This is a genomic window from Acinetobacter sp. WC-141 (assembly GCF_000313935.1).
In the GTDB taxonomy this organism is placed as follows: domain Bacteria; phylum Pseudomonadota; class Gammaproteobacteria; order Pseudomonadales; family Moraxellaceae; genus Acinetobacter.
On record NZ_AMSS01000014.1, the window covers coordinates 56,679 to 82,126 of the forward strand.

At 39.8% G+C, this 25,448-nt stretch carries 22 protein-coding genes and 1 pseudogene; 18 read left to right on the forward strand and 5 right to left on the reverse strand.

Going from position 1 to position 25,448, the window contains the following annotated elements:
* Window positions 1-103: 103 nt before the first annotated feature.
* From lldP to dld, 4 genes are all read left to right on the forward strand, one after another.
* The gene (lldP, locus tag ACINWC141_RS02100) at window positions 104-1,771 is read left to right on the forward strand and encodes an L-lactate permease (RefSeq protein ID WP_171061949.1); all 1,668 of its coding nucleotides are present in this window, start codon (window positions 104-106) and stop codon (window positions 1,769-1,771) included.
* Window positions 1,772-1,790: 19 nt separating this feature from the next.
* The gene (gene lldR / locus ACINWC141_RS02105; RefSeq protein WP_009387351.1) at window positions 1,791-2,543 is read left to right on the forward strand and encodes a transcriptional regulator LldR; all 753 of its coding nucleotides are present in this window, start codon (window positions 1,791-1,793) and stop codon (window positions 2,541-2,543) included.
* A complete protein-coding gene (gene lldD, locus ACINWC141_RS02110) occupies window positions 2,540-3,685 on the forward strand; it encodes an FMN-dependent L-lactate dehydrogenase LldD (protein WP_009387705.1) in 1,146 nt (381 codons plus the stop codon). The genes lldR and lldD overlap by 4 nt, the downstream gene beginning before the upstream one ends.
* A 291-nt stretch (window positions 3,686-3,976) precedes the next feature.
* Entirely contained in the window at window positions 3,977-5,683 is a 1,707-nt protein-coding gene (gene dld / locus ACINWC141_RS02115) for a D-lactate dehydrogenase (RefSeq protein WP_009387671.1), read from the forward strand.
* A gap of 48 nt (window positions 5,684-5,731) precedes the next feature.
* On the opposite strand, the gene ACINWC141_RS02120 is transcribed toward dld, so the two are convergent.
* Both ACINWC141_RS02120 and ACINWC141_RS19235 read right to left on the reverse strand, forming a co-directional pair.
* Window positions 5,732-6,946, reverse strand: a complete 1,215-nt coding sequence (locus ACINWC141_RS02120; protein WP_009387414.1) for an amino acid aminotransferase — start codon at window positions 6,944-6,946, stop codon at window positions 5,732-5,734.
* Between the two features lie 329 nt (window positions 6,947-7,275).
* A pseudogene (locus tag ACINWC141_RS19235) lies at window positions 7,276-7,416 on the reverse strand (hypothetical protein).
* Window positions 7,417-7,461: 45 nt separating this feature from the next.
* Between ACINWC141_RS19235 and ACINWC141_RS02125 the strand changes: the two are divergent.
* The 11 genes from ACINWC141_RS02125 (at window position 7,462) to ACINWC141_RS02170 (ending at window position 18,503) form a co-directional block, all read left to right on the forward strand.
* Window positions 7,462-8,172 carry a GntR family transcriptional regulator gene (locus tag ACINWC141_RS02125; RefSeq protein WP_001153627.1) on the forward strand — a complete coding sequence of 237 codons (711 nt, stop codon included), beginning with the start codon at window positions 7,462-7,464 and terminating at the stop codon, window positions 8,170-8,172.
* Window positions 8,165-9,049 carry a methylisocitrate lyase gene (gene prpB / locus ACINWC141_RS02130; protein WP_005071840.1) on the forward strand — a complete coding sequence of 295 codons (885 nt, stop codon included), beginning with the start codon at window positions 8,165-8,167 and terminating at the stop codon, window positions 9,047-9,049. Before ACINWC141_RS02125 ends, prpB begins: the two co-directional genes overlap by 8 nt.
* A gap of 268 nt (window positions 9,050-9,317) precedes the next feature.
* Window positions 9,318-10,475, forward strand: coding sequence for a bifunctional 2-methylcitrate synthase/citrate synthase (gene prpC / locus ACINWC141_RS02135; RefSeq protein WP_009387398.1), 1,158 nt, complete (start codon window positions 9,318-9,320; stop codon window positions 10,473-10,475).
* On the forward strand, window positions 10,475-13,081 hold the full coding sequence (gene acnD / locus ACINWC141_RS02140; protein ID WP_009387669.1) for a Fe/S-dependent 2-methylisocitrate dehydratase AcnD: 2,607 nt from the start codon (window positions 10,475-10,477) through the stop codon (window positions 13,079-13,081). The genes prpC and acnD overlap by 1 nt, the downstream gene beginning before the upstream one ends.
* A 76-nt stretch (window positions 13,082-13,157) precedes the next feature.
* Complete coding sequence (locus ACINWC141_RS02145; RefSeq protein ID WP_034677348.1) at window positions 13,158-13,376, forward strand: hypothetical protein; 219 nt, start codon at window positions 13,158-13,160, stop codon at window positions 13,374-13,376.
* A 38-nt stretch (window positions 13,377-13,414) separates the two neighbouring features.
* Window positions 13,415-13,867: a hypothetical protein gene (locus ACINWC141_RS02150; protein ID WP_034677351.1), complete on the forward strand. Its 453-nt coding sequence runs from the start codon at window positions 13,415-13,417 to the stop codon at window positions 13,865-13,867.
* A 127-nt stretch (window positions 13,868-13,994) separates the two neighbouring features.
* The gene (locus ACINWC141_RS02155) at window positions 13,995-15,419 is read left to right on the forward strand and encodes a DUF8370 family protein (RefSeq protein ID WP_009387673.1); all 1,425 of its coding nucleotides are present in this window, start codon (window positions 13,995-13,997) and stop codon (window positions 15,417-15,419) included.
* Window positions 15,420-15,791: 372 nt separating this feature from the next.
* Window positions 15,792-15,926, forward strand: coding sequence for a zinc ribbon-containing protein (locus ACINWC141_RS20340; RefSeq protein ID WP_001983336.1), 135 nt, complete (start codon window positions 15,792-15,794; stop codon window positions 15,924-15,926).
* 122 nt (window positions 15,927-16,048) lie between these two features.
* On the forward strand, window positions 16,049-16,624 hold the full coding sequence (locus tag ACINWC141_RS02160) for a DUF4126 domain-containing protein (protein WP_009387499.1): 576 nt from the start codon (window positions 16,049-16,051) through the stop codon (window positions 16,622-16,624).
* Window positions 16,625-17,046: 422 nt separating this feature from the next.
* Window positions 17,047-17,961, forward strand: coding sequence for a hypothetical protein (locus tag ACINWC141_RS02165; protein ID WP_034677354.1), 915 nt, complete (start codon window positions 17,047-17,049; stop codon window positions 17,959-17,961).
* Between the two features lie 11 nt (window positions 17,962-17,972).
* Window positions 17,973-18,503: a hypothetical protein gene (locus ACINWC141_RS02170; RefSeq protein ID WP_009387639.1), complete on the forward strand. Its 531-nt coding sequence runs from the start codon at window positions 17,973-17,975 to the stop codon at window positions 18,501-18,503.
* A gap of 260 nt (window positions 18,504-18,763) precedes the next feature.
* Here the strand turns inward: ACINWC141_RS02170 and ACINWC141_RS02175 are convergent, their stop codons facing one another.
* The 3 genes from ACINWC141_RS02175 to ACINWC141_RS02185 form a co-directional block, all read right to left on the reverse strand.
* Window positions 18,764-19,105, reverse strand: coding sequence for a hypothetical protein (locus tag ACINWC141_RS02175; RefSeq protein ID WP_009387628.1), 342 nt, complete (start codon window positions 19,103-19,105; stop codon window positions 18,764-18,766).
* Between the two features lie 221 nt (window positions 19,106-19,326).
* Window positions 19,327-19,611, reverse strand: a complete 285-nt coding sequence (locus ACINWC141_RS02180; protein WP_009387626.1) for a hypothetical protein — start codon at window positions 19,609-19,611, stop codon at window positions 19,327-19,329.
* A gap of 673 nt (window positions 19,612-20,284) precedes the next feature.
* The gene (locus tag ACINWC141_RS02185; RefSeq protein WP_009387702.1) at window positions 20,285-20,977 is read right to left on the reverse strand and encodes a tetratricopeptide repeat protein; all 693 of its coding nucleotides are present in this window, start codon (window positions 20,975-20,977) and stop codon (window positions 20,285-20,287) included.
* Between the two features lie 261 nt (window positions 20,978-21,238).
* Here ACINWC141_RS02185 and ACINWC141_RS02190 point away from each other — a divergent pair, with 261 nt between their 5' ends.
* From ACINWC141_RS02190 to ACINWC141_RS02200, 3 genes are read left to right on the forward strand one after another with little or no spacing between them, the layout of a single operon-like run.
* A complete protein-coding gene (locus ACINWC141_RS02190; protein ID WP_034677357.1) occupies window positions 21,239-24,013 on the forward strand; it encodes a type VI secretion system Vgr family protein in 2,775 nt (924 codons plus the stop codon).
* The gene (locus ACINWC141_RS20445) at window positions 24,003-24,896 is read left to right on the forward strand and encodes a PGAP1-like domain protein (RefSeq protein WP_009387708.1); all 894 of its coding nucleotides are present in this window, start codon (window positions 24,003-24,005) and stop codon (window positions 24,894-24,896) included. Before ACINWC141_RS02190 ends, ACINWC141_RS20445 begins: the two co-directional genes overlap by 11 nt.
* On the forward strand, window positions 24,893-25,336 hold the full coding sequence (locus ACINWC141_RS02200; protein WP_005079571.1) for a hypothetical protein: 444 nt from the start codon (window positions 24,893-24,895) through the stop codon (window positions 25,334-25,336). Before ACINWC141_RS20445 ends, ACINWC141_RS02200 begins: the two co-directional genes overlap by 4 nt.
* Window positions 25,337-25,448 lie beyond the last annotated feature (112 nt).

A 25,448-nucleotide genomic window follows, 5' to 3' on the forward strand; every position in this document is an offset into this window, starting at 1 on the left:
GTTTAAGGAATAACATTTGCACTTAATTTTTAATTGGTCATACCAATTGTGTTGAATGTTTAAGAATTTAAGGTAAAAAAATTCGCCCCGGCATTTCAAGGAGATGACAATGCTCAATATGTGGCAACAACTTTATGACCCTTTAAATAATATTTGGCTGTCCAGTGCGGTTGCGTTAATCCCGATTATTTTCTTCTTTTTAGCATTAGCAGTTTTTCGTTTAAAAGGCAGTATCGCGGGCACAGGCACAGTCATTATTGCATTATTGATTGCATTATTTTTCTATCAAATGCCGGGTCAAATGGCCTTTGCGTCAATCATTTACGGTTTCTTTTACGGTCTATGGCCAATTTCATGGATCATTATCGGGGCAGTTTTTTTATACAAAATTTCGGTAAAAACAGGTCAGTTTGAGATTATTCGCTCAAGCATTTTGTCGATTACTGAAGACCAACGTCTGCAAATGCTATTGGTTGGTTTTGCATTTGGTACTTTCCTTGAAGGGGCGGCGGGTTTTGGTGCTCCTGTCGCAATTACCGCTGCACTCCTTGTCGGTTTAGGGTTTAAGCCACTTTATGCTGCTGGTTTATGTTTAATTGTAAATACGGCGCCAGTGGCATTTGGTGCAATGGGTATTCCAATTATTGTGGCGGGGCAGGTTTCTGGTGTAGACACCATGGAAATTAGCCAGATGGTGGGCCGTCAGTTGCCATTTTTAACGCTGATTGTGCTGTTCTGGATTATGGCGATTATGGATGGCTGGCGTGGTGTTAAGGAAACTTGGCCTGCGGTAGTTGTCGGTGGTGGTTCGTTTGCGATTGCTCAGTATCTTACATCTAACTTTATTGGCCCTGAATTACCAGACATTACCGCAGCAATTGCATCATTGGTGAGCTTAACTTTACTGTTCCGTGTTTGGAAACCAAAACATATTTTCCGTTTTGAACCTGAAGCTGGCCAAACTTTAACTCAGCAACCAACCACGGTTCAACCTTATAGCATTGGCAAAATTGTGAAGGCATGGTCTCCATTTGCCATCTTAACAGTCATGGTGACCATCTGGAGTGTTAAGCCATTTAAAGCATTATTTGCAAAAGATGGTGCTCTTGAGCACTGGATTTTTAAACTTGAAGTGCCGTACTTGCATAAACTGGTCGAAAAAATGCCACCAATTGTGGCAGAGATGAAGCCATACGAAGCGATTTATAAATTTGACTGGTTCTCTGCAACAGGTACTGCAATTTTTATTGCCGCAATCATCACTGCTATTTTCTTAAAAATGAAAGCAAGTGAGGCAGTTACAACCTTTGGTGAAACACTCAATGAGCTAAAAACACCGATTTATTCAATTGGTATGGTGTTGGCTTTTGCTTTTATTGCGAACTATTCAGGTTTATCTGCAACTTTGGCTTTGGCTCTATCGCATACGGGTCATGCGTTTACTTTCTTCTCACCGTTTTTGGGTTGGCTTGGTGTGTTCCTTACGGGTTCAGACACGTCTTCAAATGCTTTGTTCTCGGCATTACAGGCGACCACAGCTCAGCAGATTGGTATTCCAGAAGTGTTATTGGTCGCTGCTAATACCAGTGGTGGCGTAACAGGGAAGATGATTTCTCCGCAATCAATTGCCATTGCGTGTGCCGCAGTAGGCTTAGTTGGAAAAGAGTCTGACTTGTTCCGTTTCACGGTAAAACATAGCATCATATTCACTGTCTTTGTTGGCATCATTATTACGGTTCAGGCTTATCTGGTGCCGTGGATGATTCCATAACTCCAGTGAAGGAAACGCGATGAGAATCTCCGATCAAGTGGTCATGAAATTGCAGGCATTAATTGAAGAACGTCACATGAAAAAAGGTGATCGTTTGCCTGCCGAGCGCCAGCTTGCAACTAGCTTAGGGGTTTCTCGTCCGTCTTTGCGTGAAGCAATTCAACAGCTCAATAGTCAAGGTGTACTGATTAGTCGCCGCGGCGATGGGACTTATATTCAGCAGTTACCTGAACAGTGGCCACAGCAACTGATTGTGAACCCGATTAGTAACCTGATTGAAGAAGATCCGCTGTACCGTTTTGATGTGCAAGAGGCGCGGTTATTGCTTGAGGGCGGCACGGCATGGTATGCCGCATTACGTTCAACGCCTGAAGATCGCGCCAAAATCCGTCATTTTTTCAATGAAATTAGTCGTCACCAAAATGCGGGTGACTCAGCTCAGGCCGCGGTGGCAGATGCTGAGTTCCACTTGGCGATTGCTGAAGCATCACACAATGTAGTGCTGATTCAAATGATGCGTAGCCTGTTTGATTTGCTGCAATATAACGTCTTGTTAGGACGTAAGAAAGTTTATAACGACCCCGTAAATGGTGACTTGCTGAGTGAGCAGCATTTTCAGGTGATGGATGCTATTGATCGTAAAGATCCCGAGGCCGCACGCCAAGCTGTCTGCGGTCATATTGAATTTGTGATTAATCATGTGCGTTCTCTGGATGAAGACGAAGCTCGCCAGAAACGTGCAAATCGTTTAAATAGAGTTGATTCAAAATGATTATATCTTCTGGCAATGATTATCGTGCTGCGGCACAACGTCGCTTACCTCCATTTTTATTTCACTACATTGATGGTGGAGCGTATTCGGAATATACCTTAAAGCGTAACGTACAAGATTTGTCAGAAATTGCATTGCGTCAACGTGTGCTCAACGACATGTCAGCGTTAAGTTTAGAGACAAAACTGTTTAATGAAACGCTGTCGATGCCAGTTGCATTGGCACCTGTGGGTTTAACAGGTATGTATGCACGTCGTGGTGAAGTGCAGGCCGCGATGGCAGCCGATAAAAAAGGTATTCCATTTACGCTTTCAACGGTTTCAGTGTGTCCGATTGAAGAAGTTGCACCTGCAATTAACCGTCCTATGTGGTTCCAGCTTTATGTGCTACGCGACCGTGGTTTTATGCGTAATGCTTTGGAACGTGCAAAAGCAGCAGGCTGCTCAACACTGGTATTTACCGTAGATATGCCTGTGCCGGGTGCGCGCTACCGTGATGCTCATTCGGGTATGAGTGGACCAAATGCTGCGATGCGCCGTTATATGCAGTCTATGTTCCATCCACATTGGTCGTGGAATGTCGGCTTAATGGGTCGTCCGCACGACTTGGGCAATATCTCTAAATATTTAGGTAAACCGACTGGGCTTGAAGACTATATTGGTTGGTTAGGTTCGAACTTCGACCCATCCATTTCATGGAAAGACCTTGAGTGGATTCGTGAATTTTGGGATGGCCCAATGGTGATTAAGGGCATTTTAGATCCTGAAGATGCCAAAGATGCTGTACGTTTTGGTGCAGATGGCATTGTGGTGTCGAATCATGGTGGTCGTCAGTTAGATGGCGTGATGTCGTCTGCTCGTGCATTGCCTGCAATTGCTGATGCCGTCAAAGGTGATTTGGTGATTTTGGCTGACTCAGGCATTCGTAATGGTCTAGATGTGGTGCGTATGTTGGCGCTCGGTGCCGATACGGTTTTACTTGGCCGTGCATTTGTTTATGCCTTGGCAGCAGCAGGTGGGCAAGGAGTTTCAAACTTGCTTGATTTGATTGATAAAGAAATGCGTGTTGCGATGACGCTCACAGGTGCTAAGTCGATTTCAGATATTAATGCGGATTGTTTAGTACAGGCGATGAAGCTCTAATATTTTCGTATTAACTTTGATGATATTGGCACGACGGAATCGTATCGGAAAAAGTTCAATAGAAGTAGCTAATTGACGTTACTTTTTAAAAAAGTAACCAAAAACTTTAGTTTCGATGACGGTACGTCCTTGCTACCGCATCGAAACGGCGGCATCCCTGCCGCCAACCACGATAGTAAATATAGGGCTGATTCACATTAGAGAATGGGCTAATTAAATTATAAATTACAAACGGTAAGAGACCGTCGTGTTGGTCTAATTTGATAAATAGATGACCAAAAGGAAACTATCATGCAAACATTTTCTCCTAAAGCAGTGATCGAACGCTTACAAAATATTGTAGGGCGTTCTTATGTTTTGACCGATGACCAAAGCACGCGTCAGTACCGTCAAGGACGTCGTTTTGGGGAGGGGAAAGTACTTGCTGTGGTGGTGCCGGGTACATTACTAGAGCAATGGCAGGTGCTCCAAGCTGCAATTGAGGCAAACTGTATTGTGATTATGCAGGCGGCCAACACCGGCCTCACTGGTGGTTCAACCCCTTATGGCGATGATTATGACCGTCCTGTTTTGGTGATGAGTACACGCCGATTAAAGGGTATTCAAGTCATTCACGATGGTAAGCAAGTCATTTGTTTACCGGGTGCGACCTTAGATAATTTAGAGCAAATTTTAAAGGGTTATGACCGTGAACCGCATTCAGTGATTGGTTCATCTTGTATTGGGGCATCGGTACTTGGCGGTGTGTGTAATAACTCTGGCGGTGCCTTGGTGCGCCGTGGTCCTGCGTATACCGAACTGGCGTTATATGCTCAGGTGAACTCTACTGGTCAATTAGAGCTGGTGAATCATTTAGGGGTGAATTTAGGTTCGACTCCTGAAGAAATTTTGACTCGTTTAGAGAAGCAGCAATATCAAGCCGTAGATATTTTAGATGACAGCGAAAAACAGGCGTCTGACCATCGCTATGCCCACGATGTGACCCAAGTTGATGAAGATACGCCTGCTCGTTTTAATGCAGACCCGTCACGTTTGTTTGAGGCTTCGGGTTCGGCAGGTAAAGTCTGTGTGTTTGCGGTACGCCTTGATACTTATGAAAAAGTAGAAAGTAATGTCTTTTATATTGGTACTAATGATGCTGATGATTTAACAGCGATTCGCCGTTATTTACTGACCTCACTGCCAAGTCTACCGATTGCAGGCGAATATATTCACCGAGATGCTTACCTGATTGGTGAAAAGTACGGAAAAGACACATTCTTATTTATTGAGAAATTTGGTACAGCCAATGTTCCAAAAGCTTTTGCGATGAAAGATAAAGTCGATGGCTTTTTAGAAAGATTTAAAATTAAAGGCCTAACAGACCATATTTTACAAGCGATCACCTTCTTTTTACCGAGTCATTTGCCGAAGCGTATGACCGAATATCGAGATCGTTATGAGCACCATTTAGTTTTACGTGTCGAAAATAATTCAAAAGCACAGACCGAGCAGTTTTTAAAAGAATATTTTGCAGTGCATCCGTCAGGTAGCTATTTCGTGTGTAGCGAAGAAGAAGGCCGAAAGGCGTTCTTGCACCGCTTTGCGATTGCGGGGGCGGCAATTCGTTATCGTGATACGCACCGTAGTGAAGTTGAAGATATTGTCGCGCTTGATATTGCGTTACGCCGTAATGACCGTGAGTGGGTAGAGCAATTGCCAAACGAGATGGAAAAGAAAATCATCCATAAACTCTATTATGGGCATTTCTTTTGTCATGTGTTCCATCAAGACTATATTCTTAAAAAGGGCAATGACCCATTAGAAATGGAACATCAAATGTGGAAGTTGTTGGACGCGCGCCGTGCTGAATATCCAGCAGAGCATAATGTCGGGCATCTCTACATTGCTAAACCTGCCTTAGCCAATTTCTACCAAAAACTCGACCCAACCAACAGCTTTAATGTGGGTATTGGACATACCTCAAAACTGAAATATTGGGGCAAGGCTAAATCGTAATATCGAGACATAAAAAAAGGCGCCGAAGCGCCTTTTTTAATAGATGACTTATGCTGCTTCTACTGATTTAGCAAGCACTTCAGCCATCGCTTTTGCAACAGTGTAAACATTGTTCATGTTTAAACCTGCTACACAAATACGGCCACTACGTACTAAGTAGATTGCATATTCTTCACGCAAGATATCAACTTGCTCAGCAGTTAAACCTGTGTAGCTGAACATACCTTTTTGGTTTACAAGGTAGCTAAAGTCACGGTCTGGTAATGCTTTAGTAAGTTCATCTTTCAAGATGCTACGCATTTTAATAATACGCTCACGCATCTCTTTTACTTCACCTTGCCATTGTTGGTTAAGTTCAGCGTCATTTAACACTTCATCAACTAACCAAGCGCCTGTTGTAGGAGGGCTAGAGTAAATACGGCGTACAGTCGCTTTTAACTGACCAAATGTGCACTGAGCAGCTTCTGCATCATCACATACGAAAGTTAAGCCGCCAACGCGCTCGCCATATAAAGAGAAGATTTTAGAGAACGAGTTGCTCACAATGAAGTTGAGGCCCGCTTGGTCTAAAGCACGGATTGCATACGCATCTTCTTCCATGCCGTCACCAAAACCTTGGTAAGCGATGTCTAGGAATGGAATAAGGTTACGGTCTTTTAATACTGCAATTACTTGGTCCCATTGCGCTGGGTTTAAGTCAGCACCCGTTGGGTTATGGCAGCATGGGTGCAACAACACAATGCTTTGCTCAGGCAAAGTTTTAAGTGTAGAAAGCATACCGTCAAAATCTACACCACGTGTTTCGTTGTCGAAATATGGGTAGAAATGAGTTTTGATGCCAGCGCCATTGAAAATCGCAACGTGGTTATCCCAAGTTGGTTGGCTTACCCAAACGTCCGAATTTGGGAAATAAGCTTTTAAGAAATCCGCACCAACTTTTAATGCTCCTGAACCACCAAGTGTTTGGATGGTTACAGCACGTCCAGCTTTAACTGCCGGGCTGTTTGCACCAAATAAAAGTGCTTGAATTGCTTCACGGTAAGGTTTGAAGCCTTCCATTGGCAAATAAAGTTTGGTTTTACCGTTTTTAGGCTCGATACGCTTTTGCGCTTCAATAATGGTCTCTAACTGAGGAACAATACTGTCTTCGTTATAATAAAGACCAATACTCAAGTTTACTTTTCCAGAACGAGTATCAGCATTGAACTGTTCCATTAAAGAGAGGATTGGATCGCCTGCGTATGGGGGGATATGTTGAAACATCAAAAAAGTCCTTTCATTCAACAATATGCATAGTACTGGGTTTTTTCTGTCTCGAAAAATACGCCACAACTATGTCGATGCTCAATAATGTATCAATAAAGCTACCGTGAAGCACCTGATAATTTCACTAATATCGATATTTTCTGGATGAAAATGATAAAAAGATTTAAAAGAAATTACGGTAAATAGATACTAATTTATAACTCATGCTTTCATTCAAGCAGATTGTCTACAATCTTGCTGTAATACATTGGTTGTAGACTAAAGTTTGAAACAAAAGATTAGCGGTCGAAAAGTAACTAAAAAAGTGCCATAAATCTATAGGTAAATTAACCGTAAATAATTGTTTTATATATATTAATTAGTAAGTGGTGTAATGCTGTAAATATAAGGTGAGATAACAGGTCATACTATAAAAATTGACCTGATGCGTTCTGTAAAGTGTCAACAATCACCTTGATTTTTTTCATTCATACCGCTATAAAAGCCATAATTGATTAAAAATTGTCGACAATATGCAAGATTTGACCTTCGCACCAGAGCCACTACAAAGTCAGGGAAGAACACTGACCGAGAATGTATTTAAACAAATACAGACGGCGATTGTTTTGGGTCAAATTCCGGCAGGTAGCAAGATTTCCGAGCCTGAACTGGCACGCACTTATGGCATTAGCCGTGGGCCATTGCGTGAAGCGATTCATCGCCTTGAAGGGCAACGTTTGGTTGAGCGCACAGCTCATGTGGGCGCGCGCGTGGTTTCGCTCTCACTGCAACAGTTTAAAGAGCTTTACCAGATTCGAGCGTCTTTAGAAGGTTTAGCTTGCAAACTTGCGGCACAGCATATTGATAAAAAGCAAATCTTGGCGCTACGTGATGTTTTGCGTATGCATGCTGAAGATGAAAACTTTAAAGCAGGTAAAGGATATTACTTGCAAGAAGGGCAGGACGATTTTCACTACTGCATTATCAAAAGTAGTGGCAATAAAACCCTAGAAAAAATGCTATGTGATGAGCTTTATCACCTCATCCGTATGTACCGAATTCAGTTTTCAAACACACCCGATCGACCGAGCAAAGCTTGGGACGAACATATCCGTATTTTAGATGCAATTGCAGAAGGCGATGGTGAACTTGCCGAGCTGCTCATGCATCGACATATCAATGCTTCTTACAAAATTATTGAGCAAACACTGCTACAAGCACAAGGAGAACATAACAATGGCTAAACAATCCGCAGGTCAGCTATTTCGCGATGCCGTAGCCCAAGAAAAGCCATTACAAGTGGTGGGAACCATCAATGCCAATCATGCACTTTTGGCAAAACGTGCAGGTTATAAAGCGATTTACTTATCAGGTGGTGGTGTAGCAGCTGGTTCTTTAGGCTTACCTGATTTGGGAATCAGTAACCTTGATGATGTGTTGACAGACGTACGCCGTATTACCGATGTATGTGATCTTCCATTATTAGTCGATGCTGACACAGGCTTTGGTGCTTCTGCATTTAACATTGCCCGAACTACAAAAGCACTTATCAAGTTTGGTGCTGCGGCAATGCACATTGAAGACCAAGTGGGCGCAAAACGTTGTGGTCACCGTCCAAACAAAGCCATTGTGACTCAAGAAGAAATGGTTGACCGTATTAAAGCTGCGGTCGATGCGCGTGGTGATGACAGCTTCGTGATTATGGCGCGTACCGATGCATTGGCAGTAGATGGTTTACAAGCTGCAATTGACCGTGCGGGTGCCTACATTGAAGCGGGTGCAGACATGTTATTCCCTGAAGCAATTACTGAGCTTGATATGTACAAGCAATTTGCTCAGAAGACTGGTGCACCAATTTTGGCAAACATCACAGAGTTCGGTTCTACGCCACTGTTTACTACCGAAGAGTTAGCATCTGCCGATGTAAGCCTTGCGCTTTATCCGCTTTCTGCTTTCCGTGCCATGAACAAGGCAGCCGAAACTGTGTATGAAACCTTGCGTAAAGAAGGCACGCAAAAGAACGTGATTGATATTATGCAAACGCGTAAAGAATTATATGAACGCATTAACTACTATGCGTTTGAAGACTACTTAGACAACGCATTTGCTAAAAAGAAGTAATAAATTAAAAAGTTGATTAATTGGAATCTGATACTCGGAGGCGTCATCTGCAACTGTTTGAGGCAGGACCATATTTTTTAAAATTGGTTCTGCGATAGATAGGATATTCGATGGTTGTGGACGAGTTTTGCAGATGACAATGGTTTTCCTACTTTTGCCAAAACAAAAGTAGGTCGAACCGAAGGTTAATCCTGAAATAAGAAGTGAAAATGGTACGACTCTGTCGTGCTTAATAAATAAATTCAGATAGATAGGAAAGGAAAATCTTATGAGCTCAAATGAAACAACAACAGGCTTCAAACCAAAAAAATCAGTTGCACTTAGCGGACAAGTTGCAGGCAACACAGCACTTTGTACCGTAGGACGTAGCGGTAACGACTTGCACTATCGTGGCTATGACATTCTTGACCTTGCAGCAGGTAGCCAGTTTGAAGAAGTTGCCCACTTGCTCGTACATGGCAAATTACCAAACAAAGCTGAACTCAAAGCGTATAAAGCAAAATTAAAAGCACTTCGTGGCTTACCAGCAGCACTTAAAACTGCACTTGAACAATTACCACCGTCTGCACACCCAATGGATGTGATGCGTACAGGTGTTTCAGTGCTAGGTTGTTTAACGCCAGAACACGAAGACCATAATGAAGCTGGCGCAAAAGACATTGCTGACAAATTAATGGCAAGCCTAGGCTCAATGCTGCTTTATTGGTACCACTTCAGCAACAACGGTCGTCGTATTGAAGTTGAAACTGATGACGACTCAATTGCAGCGCATTTCTTACATTTACTTCATGGCGAAAAACCATCTGAAGAATGGATTCAAGCAATGCATACATCGCTTATTTTGTATGCTGAGCACGAGTTTAACGCTTCTACATTTACATCACGTGTGGTTGCAGGTACAGGCTCTGACATGTACTCGGCAATTACAGGCGGTATTGGTGCGCTTCGTGGACCTAAACACGGTGGTGCAAACGAAGTTGCATTCGTCATTCAACAACGTTACGACAACGCAGACGAAGCAGAAGCAGACATTCGCAAACGTGTTGAAAATAAAGAAGTCGTGATTGGTTTTGGTCACCCTGTATATACAGTTTCTGACCCACGTAACGAAGTGATCAAGAAAGTTGCGCATGACTTAGCAGATGCACAAGAGAACACCAAAATGTACCTCATTGCTGAGCGTTTAGAAGCAGTGATGAAAGAAGTGAAAAACATGTTCCCGAACCTCGACTGGTTCAGTGCAGTGAGCTATCACTTAATGGGTGTTCCAACTGCCATGTTCACACCATTGTTCGTAATTGCACGTACAGCAGGTTGGTCAGCGCACGTGATTGAACAACGCCAAGACGGCAAAATCATTCGTCCAAGCGCGAACTACACAGGCCCTGAAAACCTCGAATTTAAACCATTGGCGGAGCGTGGTTAATGAACACAAAATACCGTAAACCGCTGGCAGGAACCCAGCTTGAATATTACGACGTGCGTCAAGCCGTTGAAGATATTCAGCCAGGCGCATACGAAAAATTGCCTTACACCTCTAAAGTACTCGCAGAGCAATTGGTACGCCGTGCCGATGCCGAGAACTTAACTGCCTATTTAACGCAGTTAATTGAACGCCGTCAGGACTTGGACTTTCCTTGGTATCCTGCGCGCGTGGTGTGTCATGACATCTTGGGTCAAACTGCATTGGTTGACCTTGCAGGTTTACGTGATGCGATTGCTGATAAAGGCGGTGACCCATCTAAAGTCAACCCAGTTGTGCCGACTCAGCTGATTGTCGACCACTCTTTAGCAGTGGAATATGGCGGTGCTGACCCAGACGCTTTTGCAAAAAACCGTGCTGTTGAAGACCGCCGTAACGAAGACCGTTTCCACTTTATTGAGTGGACTAAAACAGCATTTAAAAATGTCGATGTAATCCCTGCGGGGAACGGCATTATGCACCAGATTAACCTAGAGAAAATGTCTCCGGTGATTCAGGCGCGTGATGGCGTGGCATTCCCAGACACTTGCGTAGGTACAGACTCACACACGCCACATACAGACGCTTTGGGCGTAATTTCTGTGGGGGTTGGTGGCTTAGAAGCTGAAAACGTAATGTTGGGCCGTGCATCTTGGATGCGTCTGCCAGACATTATTGGTGTTGAGTTTGTAGGACAGCGTCAAGCAGGCATTACAGCAACAGATATCGTACTTGCTTTAACTGAGTTCTTGCGTAAAGAGCGCGTAGTCGGTGCTTACCTTGAGTTCTTTGGTGAAGGCGCTGACAGCATGTCTGTAGGCGACCGTGCAACCATTTCGAACATGACACCAGAATATGGCGCTACGGCTGCGATGTTCTACATCGACCAAAACACAATCGACTACTTACGCCTAACAGGCCGTGAAGATGCTCAAGTGGCATTGGTTGAACAGTACGCAAAAGAAATCGGCCTTTGGGCATCTGAAATGACCAAAGCAGAGTACCCACGTGTACTACGTTTTGACCTATCGACAGTCACACGTAACATTGCTGGTCCATCAAACCCACATGCACGTGTTTCAACTGCCGATCTTAAAGAAAAAGGCATTGCAGGTGTTGTTGAAAACCGTACAGATGGCTTAATGCCAGATGGGGCAATCATTATTGCTGCCATTACTTCATGTACCAACACTTCTAACCCACGTAACACCGTGGCTGCAGGTTTGTTGGCACGTAAGGCAAATGAGCTAGGTTTAGTTCGTAAACCTTGGGTGAAATCATCATTTGCACCGGGTTCAAAAGCGGCTGCACTTTACCTTGAAGAAGCAGGTGTTCTAAAAGACTTAGAGCAACTTGGTTTTGGTATTGTGGCTTACGCTTGTACGACGTGTAATGGTATGTCGGGTGCGTTAGATCCAGTCATTCAACAAGAAATTATTGACCGTGATTTGTACGCAACAGCAGTACTCTCTGGTAACCGTAACTTCGATGGCCGTATCCATCCATATGCAAAACAAGCGTTCTTGGCATCTCCACCGCTTGTTGTAGCGTATGCAATTGCGGGCACGATTCGTTTTGACATCGAAAAAGATGCTTTGGGTCATGACAAAGACGGTAACCCGATTTACCTCAAAGACATCTGGCCATCTGACGCTGAAATTGATGCGTTAGTTAAAGAAGCTGTGAAGCCTGAACAGTTCCGTAAAGTCTACATTCCAATGTTTGACTTAGGTGTAACCGTAGAGGCCGAAAGTCCGCTTTATGACTGGCGTCCACAAAGTACTTACATCCGCCGTCCACCATATTGGGAAGGGGCGTTGGCTGCACCACGTACTTTGGCGAACATGCGTCCGCTTGCGATTTTGGGTGACAACATCACCACCGACCACTTGTCACCTTCAAATGCGATTTTGATGGACTCGGCTGCGGGTGAATACCTTCACAAAATGGGCGTACCAGAAGAAGACTTCAACTCATACGCAACGCACCGTGGTGACCACTTGACTGCACAACGTGCAACATTTGCCAACCCGAAACTGTATAACGAAATGGTGGTTCGCTCAGACGGCACCATTAAGCAAGGTTCAAAAGCGCGTGTAGAGCCAGAAGGCGAAGTGATGCGTATGTGGGAAGCGATTGAAACCTACATGAACCGTAAACAGCCATTAATTATTATCGCGGGTGCTGACTATGGTCAGGGGTCAAGCCGTGACTGGGCTGCGAAAGGTGTGCGCCTTGCAGGTGTTGAAGCGATTGTGGCAGAAGGTTTTGAGCGTATTCACCGTACTAACTTGGTGGGTATGGGCGTGTTACCACTTGAGTTTAAACCGGGTGTAAACCGTAAGACTTTAAAGCTAGATGGTACAGAGCTTTATAGCGTAATTGGTAATATTTCGCCGCGTTCGACTTTAACTTTAGTAATTGAACGTGCCACAGCGGATGGTAAAGAAGAGATTCTTGAAGTACCTGTGACTTGCCGTTTAGATACAGAAGAAGAAGTTTCTGTATATGAAGCGGGCGGTGTATTACAGCGTTTTGCACAAGACTTTTTAGAAGGCCAAGTGGCTTGATACTTTAGTTAAGGATAATTGATATTGTTCAAAAAAAGCCCTATCTTAATGATGGGGTTTTTTATTGAGCGTAATAGTGGAAAGATATTTAGATTTAGACGGTGATTCTGGAATTCACGCATATGAAATTGGTGATACATATATAAGAGTGCAGTTTGATAGGACTTTTAAAATTTATACTTATAGTTATAGAAGTGCAGGCGCGGGCCGAGTTGAAGATATGAAGAAACTGGCTAGAAATGGCGATGGTCTAAATTCTTATATTATGAGATATACTAAGAAGATGTATGAATAACGTATGACATAGATTTTAAATTTTTTAGGTTAAATATAATGAGTAGAGAGATTATTAGAAAAAATAAAGAGCTAACTTTAGCTGTAAATAATTATTTCCTAAATCTAAATGAACATAGTATAGGATTATTTCTTGCAACAATAGGATGGATAGGAATTCCTAATGAGTACAAATTTATAAAGCTATTAGCACTAATAGGAATAGCCCTATTCTTTTTTTATTATATTTCAAGATCCAAAGCGTGGATGCTTTCGAAGGGTAAGTCTTTTAAGCAATTGATTTTAATGTATAAAAAAGAAGTTAAAGAAAGTACTATGACAGAATATAGGAAAAATAGAGAATTAATTAAGCTAGAGGAAATTGAGAATAAATATTTCAACTTTAGAAAGTATGGTCTTAAAATTGTTTCTCAAAATTATTACTTCTTTTTCACAGCATTTTTCTTAGGAGTAGCAGTTATTAATCAATATAGTGGAATTAAATTTTGTTAAAAAATTAACAATATATTTAATAATAGAAAAATAAAAAAACTCGACATTCTGTCGAGTTTTTTCGTAATTGATATTGTTTAAAAAAAGCTCTATCTTGATGATGGGGTTTTTTATATTCGGAAATAAAATGACAATTAGTTTTTCAGATTCTTATAAAATTGAGTTCAAAGTATATGATGCATTGGGTGCCTTAGATCCAATCTTAGGTATAGATACTAGATTATTTATTGATCCTCTGTTAGTGAAAAATACAAAAATTCCAGAGTTTCAAACGGCCGGTAGTAAAATAGAAAAATATTTTGAAAGTATTCTAACATTGTTAAAAGCTAGCCAAAAAGAAGATGATATCTTTTGGAATCAGGCGTTTAAGAATTTTAAGTCAAGTGAGATTAATGGATTATCAATTGGATATGGGAAAGATAATGATGGAGGAGGTGGAATTGGAAAAATAAAAAAATTAGAAATATTAAGGAATTTAAAACAAATTTTAGATGCTGGAACTGATGATCCTATGATTTTTGAATTAATCGGTGGATTTCAAGATGGTATTGGTCCAGATTTAATAAGTGATCTAATTTCAAATATATTAATTGATGATCTTATTGCTTATACCCAACGTATTTGTTCAGAATTAAATATTTCTCTAGTGGAATTAAAATTTTCTAAGAACTATGGAGCAAAAAAATTACCTAAAAATATATTAAATGATAAACCAGTAATTCTTGTTCCTAAAGAATTTCTGAGGGATCTCCCAATTGCTGATAGTTTTATGGATATCGATTGGATTTGTAAACATAATGATGAATTACGGAGATATTTGAATTCTGTTATAGAAGGTTCATTTAAAAAAATAACAGTCAAAGAGCAAAAAGGTCATATTAGAAAAGCGATAGTCGATGATCCTGAGTTTTTAAAAGAAATTTTAGAGGCTTATAGGAATCAACCACCACAATATTATAATTATTTTGATGATCCAAAAGGAGAAACTGTTTGGTATGAAGCTTCAAAAAATTATGCAAAAGAGTATCCCTTATCCTTAAAATTATCTAAACAACCAACGCTTGACGATATTTACGGGATAGTAGAGAAAATATGTGAACATTTTAAAGTATTAATTGAAGACAATCAGTTGTGTAAATTACTTTACGATAAAGATGGAAAGAAAAAGCCAGAATCAGCTGCACAACTTCTATTTTTTGGTATAGCTAATGCTTATTGTGTAGCAAATAATATAGATATTAGTCCTGAATCTGATGCAGGTAGGGGGCCAGTAGATTTTAAATTTAGTAATGGAGCCAATACGAAAGTTTTAGTTGAAGTAAAACTTACCTCTAATAGTAAACTTAAAAAGGGATTTGAGTCTCAATTACCCATTTATCAAAGAGCTGAAAAATCTCAAAAAGGCATTTATTTAGTTATTCATAATATAGAAATATCAGATCAACGATGGGAAGACTTCTTAAAACTAACTCAAAATAGCGGATTATCTAATTTAAAAATGATAGATATTAATGCAATACCTAAGCCATCAGCTAGTGTTGCGGATGAGTAATAGTAGCTATATCCATAAAATTATCGATAAATTAAATATCTATAATTTTACTAATTAAAAAAAGCCCGACATCCTGTCGGGCTTTTTCGTATTTGGTTGCTAGATATGACTCCTGTCGCATCTCACGCTCCTGGTGTATGAACCTATTATTGTTGTTTTATGTTCCGGAACATCCTGTTCCTGTATGAGTTCATATTAGAAAAAAAGCAGAGGGTAGCCAATCCGCAAAATCCCTAAAAGTTTGTAAGATAAATCGTACAAATAACATTTTTTGCATTTATGCCATCTTCATCGGGCGAAATGGACAATTGACATTCACTTTAAGTGGGTTATATTCCTGTTTAATATATATACGATTATAGGAATGTAATCATGGTAACAGCTGGCGAAAAACCCGGAACAGGCTTCTACTTCTGTGCTCAGTGCGGACATAGAGTGTTTTTAGAAATTAATACCGACCCTTTACCACCTTGCACAAAATGCTACTGCACGCAATTTAAACGTTAAGAATGAAATAATATTTGCGTTCGCATTTAACAAAAAGCCCTGTCACCCGATGGGGCTTTTTGTTAGTTTAAAAATAAGACTTACATAACAAGACCCGTGATGGGCATGAAAAGGAAACCGTTATGGAAACAATATTGGGTTTATGTATTGGTGTGGGTTTAAGCGCAGCCTGCGGTTTTCGTGTGTTTGTGCCGCTACTGGTCATGAGCATTGCCACCATGATGGGATGGTTTGAGCCATCGAAAGGTTTTGAGTGGTTAGCTCTGCCATCGGTGTGTTTGGCTTTAAGCGTGGCAACGGTATGTGAAATTGCAGCCTATTATATTCCGTGGGTGGATAATGCCTTAGACACAGTCGCAACCCCTGCGGCGATGATCGCTGGTACATTAGCGACAATGGCGGTGAGTAGTGGAGAAATGTCTCAGTTTGCCAGTTGGGCGGCAGCGATTATTGTGGGCGGTGGTACGGCTGGTGTGGTGCAAATGAGTACAGTCGCTGCACGCGGTGTTTCAACTGCAACCACGGGTGGCTTAGGTAATTTTGTCGTTGCGACAGGAGAGTGGATTGGGGCAATCTTACTTTCGGTTTCAGCGATGTTAGTGCCTGCGCTTGTTGCAATAGTGGTGCTGATAGCGGTTATTTGGGTGGTGCGTTGGATCCGCCATAAAAAGCAGGAACAGGTTCATAGTCCGTTATAGGTTAGCTTCAACATCATTTTTAAATGAGCATAAAAAAAGCCCAACGTCCTGTTGGGCTTTTTCGTATTTGGGTACTAGATATGACTCCTGTCGTATCTCACGTTCCTGGTGCATGAACCTATTATTGTTGTTTTATGTTCTGGAACATCCTGTTCCTGTATGAGTTCATATTAGGAAAAAAGAAGGATGTCGCCAATCCGCAAAATCCTTAGAAGTTTGTAGGTTAAAACTTACATTAGTGTGGTGGCTTAGGTAATTTTGATTGTCGTATATTAGACGCGCTATAAAAGTAGGGCTATGTCATATTAATAAATAACTGGAAAATCTATGAATATATTTTTAGGCTTCAGTAGGGATAAAAGATTTTAATAATATAAAATGTATGTAAAAATATATTTAATCCATTATTTTTGAAATTTAAAATGCACTCACTAGCTCCTTATACTATAAGAACTTATGATCCTGACTATTTTAGACTACATAATGCATATCCTCCTTTAGATAAAATAGGAGGGAGATTTGATTTGTATCAAATATTTAAGGATTTTTTTGTTGAACAGGGCAGTGGTTTTCATATTATAGAAAATGAAAAGAAAATTTTTAGGATTCTAAATCTTGTAACAGATGATAAGGATAGAACTATTAAAGGTTTTCTACAACAAGGAAACTATGGTTTAAAATCAGATATTATCAATATTGAAACTGGATTAGTAGATTATGCTAAAACAGAGAAAAATGCTGAGCTGATAAATTATTATTTTTATTTAAAGATTCCTGTCTCGTATAACGAAGGATTAGCTTTATTTCAAGTTTATAAAGGATTTAGTTCTAAGACTTTGATTTTTAATATATTAAATAAATATTGGAAAGCTAAAAGTGGTTTGAATTTACAATTTAACTCTTTAACCGATGATAAATCTTTTGAGAAATGGAAGAATGCTCAGGTAAAAGAAATTAAACTAACAAAATTTACAGGTATAGAAGATAAATCAGAAAGAATATCTAAACTTGGACATAAAGAAGATATTGAAACAGCTTTAACTGTTAAACCTAAAAAAGGAAACTTTGGAACGTTGAAGAATTTTTTAAATAAAAATACTGATCAGTTTAAAGCAGTAGAGGTATGGGAAGAAGATTGTCAGCAAGTTAAGACAGTTGTTAATTTAGATGGAAAAAGTAGAACATTTACAGTTGGACGTAAAAGGACAACAGCATTATGTGAGATTGAAGCACCAGATGATATAGAATTGTCTGGAGGATTGCCTACACTCAACGCTTTAGATATATGGTTTAAAGAAGTAGATCAAGAACTTACAAACAGTTTATATAAACTTTAAGGATGTAAACGATGAGTAGCCGTATTAATATATGTGACATCGTATTTGGTCATTTTAGGACTTTGCGTCAAACCAGTAATAATAAAATTGGTTTTTTAGAGTTGCTCATCTTTATTATACTTCCTATCATTCTGTCTATAGCTATTATTTTTATTCCTCTTCAAAATAAAGAAATCATTTCTTTATTGGTCAATTTAGGTTCTATCTTTTCCGCACTGCTTTTATCAGTTTTAGTTTTGGTTTTTGATCAAGAACAAAAGTTAGAAGACAGAAAAGAGATAGCGGAAGAAAAGGGTAAAGGTGTTGATCCTTTATTCCCTACGAAAAAGACATTATTGGAGGAGTTATACTATAACATTAGTTATTCCGTATTTTGCTCAATTGCTCTTGTTAGTCTGTGTCTCTTATATTCATCAATAAAATATATTTATATTCTTCATGGTTTTATTCTAAAACCTCTTATTGCTTTTATGCTTATAAATATTCTTTTAAATATTTTAATGATCTTAAAAAGAATGCATACATTATTAGTTAATAGATAAATTTTTGAAGCTCAATATTTCCCAATATTTGGATATAAAAAAAAGCCCAACATCCTGTTGGGCTTTTTCGTATTTGGTTGCTAGATATGACTCCTGTCGTATCTCACGTTCCTGATGCATGAACCTATTATTGTTGTTTTATGTTCTGGAACATCCTGTTCCTGTATGAACTCATCATAGGAAAAAAGCGGGAAGTCGCCAATCCGCAAAATCCCTAAAAGTTTGTAGGTTAAAACGTACAATAATGGGTATGGTTATCGTTATATAAAAGGATTTTCAGTTTCCCAAGGCTTGCTGCTAAAAATAATCTGGCCATTTTCAACACAGAGGATCCACGTATAGAAATACTCTTCTCCTAACCCTCGACATTCAAAATTTGCATTTGGAAATAGAGCGGTAATTTTTTCTATGAGTTGTAAGCAATAAACGGGATCGACATTAAAGGATGCCTGACCATCAGAAAAGGCATCTACTAAAGCACCATAAACATCTTCGTGGATTGAATCCTCCGTTAATATTTCTAGGATCTTTTGCTTTTCAGTAGATAAATCAATCGTGTCAAAGTCTGTATGACGGACTTGTAGTTCTGTATAAAAACTCATTTTTATTAGCTCTATGAAAGTAATAATAAAAAAATTCTACTTATTAAACATGTCTTTATTGTTAAAACGAGCTGAGTATAGAAATATCTAAACTATAAGAGTTCAAATTTCTTAAAAATATTCTTCTTTAGGCCTCTGTGCCACAACAGACTTTAATCTTTTGCGCTGATTTAAAGTAAAACACCATTGCAACACAGAGATAAAGGAGCTAAGCCAAATACTTAGCCCAGACTACTTTTGTCACACCGCTGCATGATGCTGAAAAAAGTAGGGGCAAAGTCCCGTGGGAGAACAGGACTTTGCAAACTGACATGTTCTAGCTGCTGCATCAGCTTGGGAGAGTAGGTTTGTTCAAGTCGCTGATAAATACATTCGCAACTGGTTTTGCTGTGCCCACCCGATAGGCAAATTTTTTCAAACTCCTGTTGGCTGTGTAAGTTACAACCCGAAATTCCCAAGCTCGCTAGAACCAAACTTAAAGCCAAAATAGGTTTATAAATTTTCATATTATTCTCATAATGATTTATATCTATGAGTTGAATAAAAATATAATTCGTTTTAAGGTTTAAAATAATTTTAGGGAATAATTAATCCTCCCATAAATATAGGAAAATAAAATAATTAAATTTTTAAAATAAAATTAATTTATAAATTTAAAAAACTAGGTAATAGAAAACCTAAATTTTAAATAAATAAAATAGTTAAATAAGAGAGGAAATAAATTTGAAAAGTGTCATGGTCAACTCCTTAAAATTATGGAGTCCTACCACCAGATTACCGCGAATTAATTTATGGTGGTAGAACGAAAGGGGGTTGACAGACTGGACTCGTAGAACCAGCACGCACGGGGCGTCCCCCTCCCGTCCTACCGCAAAGAAAAGGGGACGCAAGGGTCTAACGACTTATAGATTGTACTATAACCCGCTACGAGTTACGGTCTGTCAAAACCGTCTGGCAATGTAGGCCAGCAACGAGATAATAATTGGTGATTTTAATTACGTCAATTTAATATTTAAAATATTTTTGATTTAATAATAAAACTAAATGTGTTTTTAAAATAATGGAATTAATGTTTATATTTAATTAGAAAAAATAAATAATAAAATAAGTTATAAGTGTAATATTGTTAATAATAGAGATTCATCATCTTATAAATAAAATATTATAGAGATGGTTGCCTTATTCTAAACTTTTAAGCATTTCTTTCGCATCAATATCGCCTGCATCGGCAGCTTGCTGAAACCATTTCTTCGCCAGTTGTAGGTTTTTCGGCGTGCCTTCACCATTTAAATACATCTGGGCCAAGTTGTACTGAGCATCACTTTCATTGTGCTCAGCCGCTTTGGTGTACCACTTAAGTGCCTGCTCATTGCTTTGTGAGACGCCGTGACCTTTTTTATATAGATGAGCTAAATTATATTCTGCGGGTGGGTAGCCTTGCTTGGCAGCGCGACTGAACCATTCAAATGCCTTTCCATAGTCTTGCGCAGTTCCTTCACCTCTGTCATATAACACCCCTAAGTTATATTGCGCTTTCACATGGTCCTTGGCCGCAGCCTTAGTAAAATAATCAAAAGCGCGCTTGGCATCTTTTTCAACACCCGTGCCTGTGTAATACATCATCCCTAAACTATATTTTGCCCCCATACTTCCATTTTGATCAGCCGCAGTTAACCATTTAAACGCTTGCTCATAGTTTTTAACAACGCCTTGTTCGCCACTTAAAAGCATCATCCCCAAATGATATTGAGCAACGGATTGCCCGTGTTCTGCACGATATTGAATATCGGCCACACTCGGTTCAGCAAATGCTGAAGAATGAAGTGAGAAAATCACCGTAAATATATAAAAAGCAGACTTTTTTATTTTCATATCTCATCCTGAATTTTATTAATTTGACTAGTTATTTTCTTCAATATCTAATTGAATATAAAAGAAAAATATTAAATGCATTTGGTTGGTTTATAGCGCTTTAAAATGATCTGATTTTACGGTTTAAATACCTATTTAATAACAAATTAACCTAAAACTGCATATTTAGACTAGTTACATTTTGAAAATGAGTATACATAGACAGATTAGTCTTTTTTTAATTAAAATGCGGCCTAAATATAAGTTTGATTGATAATAAAAATGCAGATGAGTGTGTCGAGTATATTGGAGCGTTTAGGCCTTGTTTCACAAAATCGCGCTGTTCATATCCAATTCTCAAATCAGTCTTTAAATCAGCAAGTCTTCTTGCAACGCATTGAAGGCGAGCATACGCTTAATCAGGGCAGCGTTGCTGAGTTACTGTGCCTATCGACCAACGCACATATTGCATTAAAACAATTTATTGGCTGTCAGGTTGCTGTCGATCAGGTGACAGATACAGGCCAGTTCTTTAGAACTACGGGCATTATTACCGAAGCCAGCCAAGGGCAAAGCGACGGTTCACTCACCATTTATAACCTCACCTTAAAAGACCCAACAGCACTCTGGCATAAACGCCGTAATAGCCGCGTGTTTATGAACAAAAGCGTGCGGGATATTAGCGAAATTCTGTTTAAAGAATGGCAAGGTAAAAGCCCGTTGTTTGCCTCAAGCCTAACACTCGATACATCTGGGTTAACCAAAGACTACGATGTGCGTCCATTTGTGATGCAGTCAAACGAAAGCGATTATGACTTTTTAACCCGTTTGTGGCGTAGCGAGGGTATTAACTGGCTGGTCGATGAGTCACAGCTTTTTGTCGCTGACCCAAATGCTTCTATTCAGCCACAAGTCTTACGTTTAATTGATGATAACCAAAATTATCAGGCACTTGAACGCCGTAGCATCCGCTATCAACGCAGCAGTGCGACAGAGCAGTTCGATACCATTACCCAAGTCAAAGCTGAGCGTCGTTTACAACCAACCTCGGTTCATGTGCAACGCTGGCAAGCCGATGCTTTGCAACAAGAAGAAGGTAGCGGCAGCGTACAAGGCACCCAAAAGCACAGCGAACACTATGACAATGCAAGCCTGAACCTTGAAGATGCATGGCATGTCAGCCCCGCGTGGATGCAGGACTTAAAAGGCGAAGATCAAGCCACTGCTTCCGGCAATAGCCAGATTGAACAGTTCAATCAGAACATCAATGCTTACCATCACCTGAGTTCTAAACAATTTACCGTTTCAGGTAATGTCCGCGATGCACAGGTGGGTTACTGGTTTGAACTGAATGATCACCCAGAACTCGACCAGCATGACAGTGCCGATAAAGAGTTCTTGATCTTAAGCAAACACTACTACAACCAGAATAATTTACCGAAAGAATTACAACAGCAAATCGAACGCCTATTACCACAAAACAAACTCAAGGCAGCTCAACTCGACAGCCAAAACCCAGAGCAACGCCACTTTGCTGAGCTGAACGTGGTTCGTCGCAATATTAAAGCTGTCCCTGAATATAACCCACTAGAGCACCGACCAGCCGCTTACCCACAGCGCGCTAAAGTGGTGGGATTAGAGGGCGAAAGTATTCATGTTGACCAGTGGGACCGCATTAAAGTCCGTTTCTTGTTTACACGAACTGACGACCACAGTCATGACGGTGGTGCGGGAAGTAACGACAATGACAACGACTCGGCTTGGGTCGATGTGCTGACCCCGTGGGCAGGTGCGGGTTATGGCGCACGCTTCTTGCCACGTGTCGATGAGATCGTGGTTATCGACTTCTTTGACGGCAACATTGACCGTCCGTTTGTGGTAGGGCGCATTCACGAAGCCGAACGTCACCCAACCCAGTTCGACCAGAAAGGCCAGTTACCCGACACTAAAAAACTTAGCGGCATCCGCTCAGAAGAAGTCGACGGTAAAGGCTTTAACCAACTACGTTTTGATGACACCACAGGGCAAATCAGTGCCCAACTGCAAAGTAGCCATGCAGCAAGCCAATTAAACCTCGGTAACTTAAGCCATCCAAAAGACAAGGCCGAAAGTGATGGCCGTGGTGAAGGGTTTGAACTCAGAACAGACCAGTGGGGAGCGGTAAGAGCTGGCAGTGGTTTACTTGTTAGTACCCACAAACAGGACCAAGCCCAAGGTGTACACCTTGATGCAAATGAGGCCAAACAACAAATTGAAGGCGGCCTGAACAATGCCAAGGCACTCAGTGAAGTTGCTAAAAATCAGCAAACTGACCCTTTAGAAAATTTAGAAAACCTAAAATCTTTTATTGAAAAACTTGAGCAGCAAGACAACGCAAAAGCTAAAACCTTTAAAGAAGCGATTATGCTGCTGGCGAGCCCAAATAGCATCGCGCTAAGCAGTAACGAAGACATTCACTTAAGCGCAGATGGCCAGATAAACCAAACTGCTGGAGACAGCGTTAATCTGTCTACCCAAAAGAACTTGATTGCACATGCCCAAAATAAAATTAGCCTTTTTGCAGCGCAAGAAGGGGCAAGACTCTATGCAGGCAAAGGCAAAGTTGAGATACAAGCACAAGGCGATGGAGCAGATTTAATTGCCCGTAAAGCTGTGCAGGTGATTTCGACTGAAGACAAAATTGAAGCGACCGCAGCCAAAGAAATTGTACTCACCGCAGGCGGTTCTCAAGTCAAAATTACCGGTTCAGGTATTTTTATGACCACAAGTGGCAAATTTGAGGTGAAGGCTGGGCAGCATTTATTTATGGGGGGAGGAAGTGTAAATAGTTCATTACCGTATCTACCCGAACAAGGAAAACAAAAATATGGTTTATGGTTTGATGTAATGGATAAACAAGGAAATAAACTAAAACCTGGCACGGAATATATTATTTTTGACGAAAATGATAAAGAAATTGAGCGCGGTAAGTTAGATCGAACTGGCTTAGTTAAGTTGGAAACAGAAGAGCCGAATAAGCAATATAAAATACATGTGGTGATAAACGATGGGTATTGAAGCACAAGCTTATGCTGATTTAGTTCGGACAACAATGGGAACGGTTAATCCTGTGACAGCGATTGTACCAGTTAAACTTACAGTTTATACTCAAAGTTTTACAGCATTTATTGGTGGGGCTGCTGATAAATATCCTTTTATATATGGAGATGTAAAACTACCAGGTGTGGGAGATTCTTTAGGGCCTACAGAAATTGTTGGTAATTATGCAAAAAATTTTAATACGGGAAATACAAAAAATTTAAAACAATATTATGGCTATGAGGAGGCTTATAATAATAGAAAAGTAACTATTCCTGTAGCTTCAGGTAAAAGAAATGCTTTTAAAGATATTCTTGAGGTTTATACGAAAAATCCACAAACTCAAATTAATATTATAGGTCATAGTTTGGGTGGCTGGAATTCATCTGGTTTAGTTACAGAACTGAACAAAGCAGGGGTACCAGTCAATTTATTAATTACTATTGACCCTGTTGGAGTCTTATTATCAAAAACCACTCCTCCAAATATATTAGCGACTCCAGCAGTAAGAGCCCAAATTTATTTACTAGCACCACAACCTGTTGCAAATAATTGGATAAATGTTTTTTGTAAACCAAATAATAATGTTGTCACCGATATAAAAAATACGGTGAAATGGGAAGGCTATAAACCAAAATGGAAAGGGTATCATCCTAGCCCTACGAGTTATACGACAGATGATGCAATTGCTGATGCTGGAGGGCAATGGGATAGTTATCCAAAAGAACACAGCAATACATTTCATGAAACTAAATTTAGTCACGCTTGGTTTAGCAAAATGATGCGTGAAACAATACCTAGTATATCTAAATCACCAGAGCAAATATTGCAAGCCGAATTAAAAAAGGTTCAAGTAAAATGAAATTTTTATCATGTATATGGATATTTTTATTATTTGGTTGTACTTCTAAAAATATAGATTATCAATCTACCGATATTAATTTTGGAAAATTTAAATATTTCCAATCTATGTATAGTGGAGAAAAAACATACCAAGGTTTTGTTACAAGCTCTTCTTCTTTAAAAGAAATTTCTGAAAAAAATGCATTTCCTATTTCTAAGCTAAATTGTTTGGAAAATCAGTTTATGGTAAGAGGTGGAGTAGACTTAGATTCAGAAGAAATTAATAATCAATTATATAAATATATGGCACATGTCGAAATATGTAAAAATGATGATTGTTCAGTCGATATTAAAAAAGCAAAAATTGATACTGAATGCAGAATCGAATTAAGAAAAAATTACTCAAATGATGCTTATCAATCAAATAAAGCAAAGTTGACGAATGCTAATTTTGAATAAAATCAATTTGTTGGTGCTAAATTTGATCTATAATTTATTAAGTTGAGAACTAGAAGTGTAATAAACCCGCCAAAGCGGGTTTATTTATTTATCAGAGAAGCGTAATTGATTA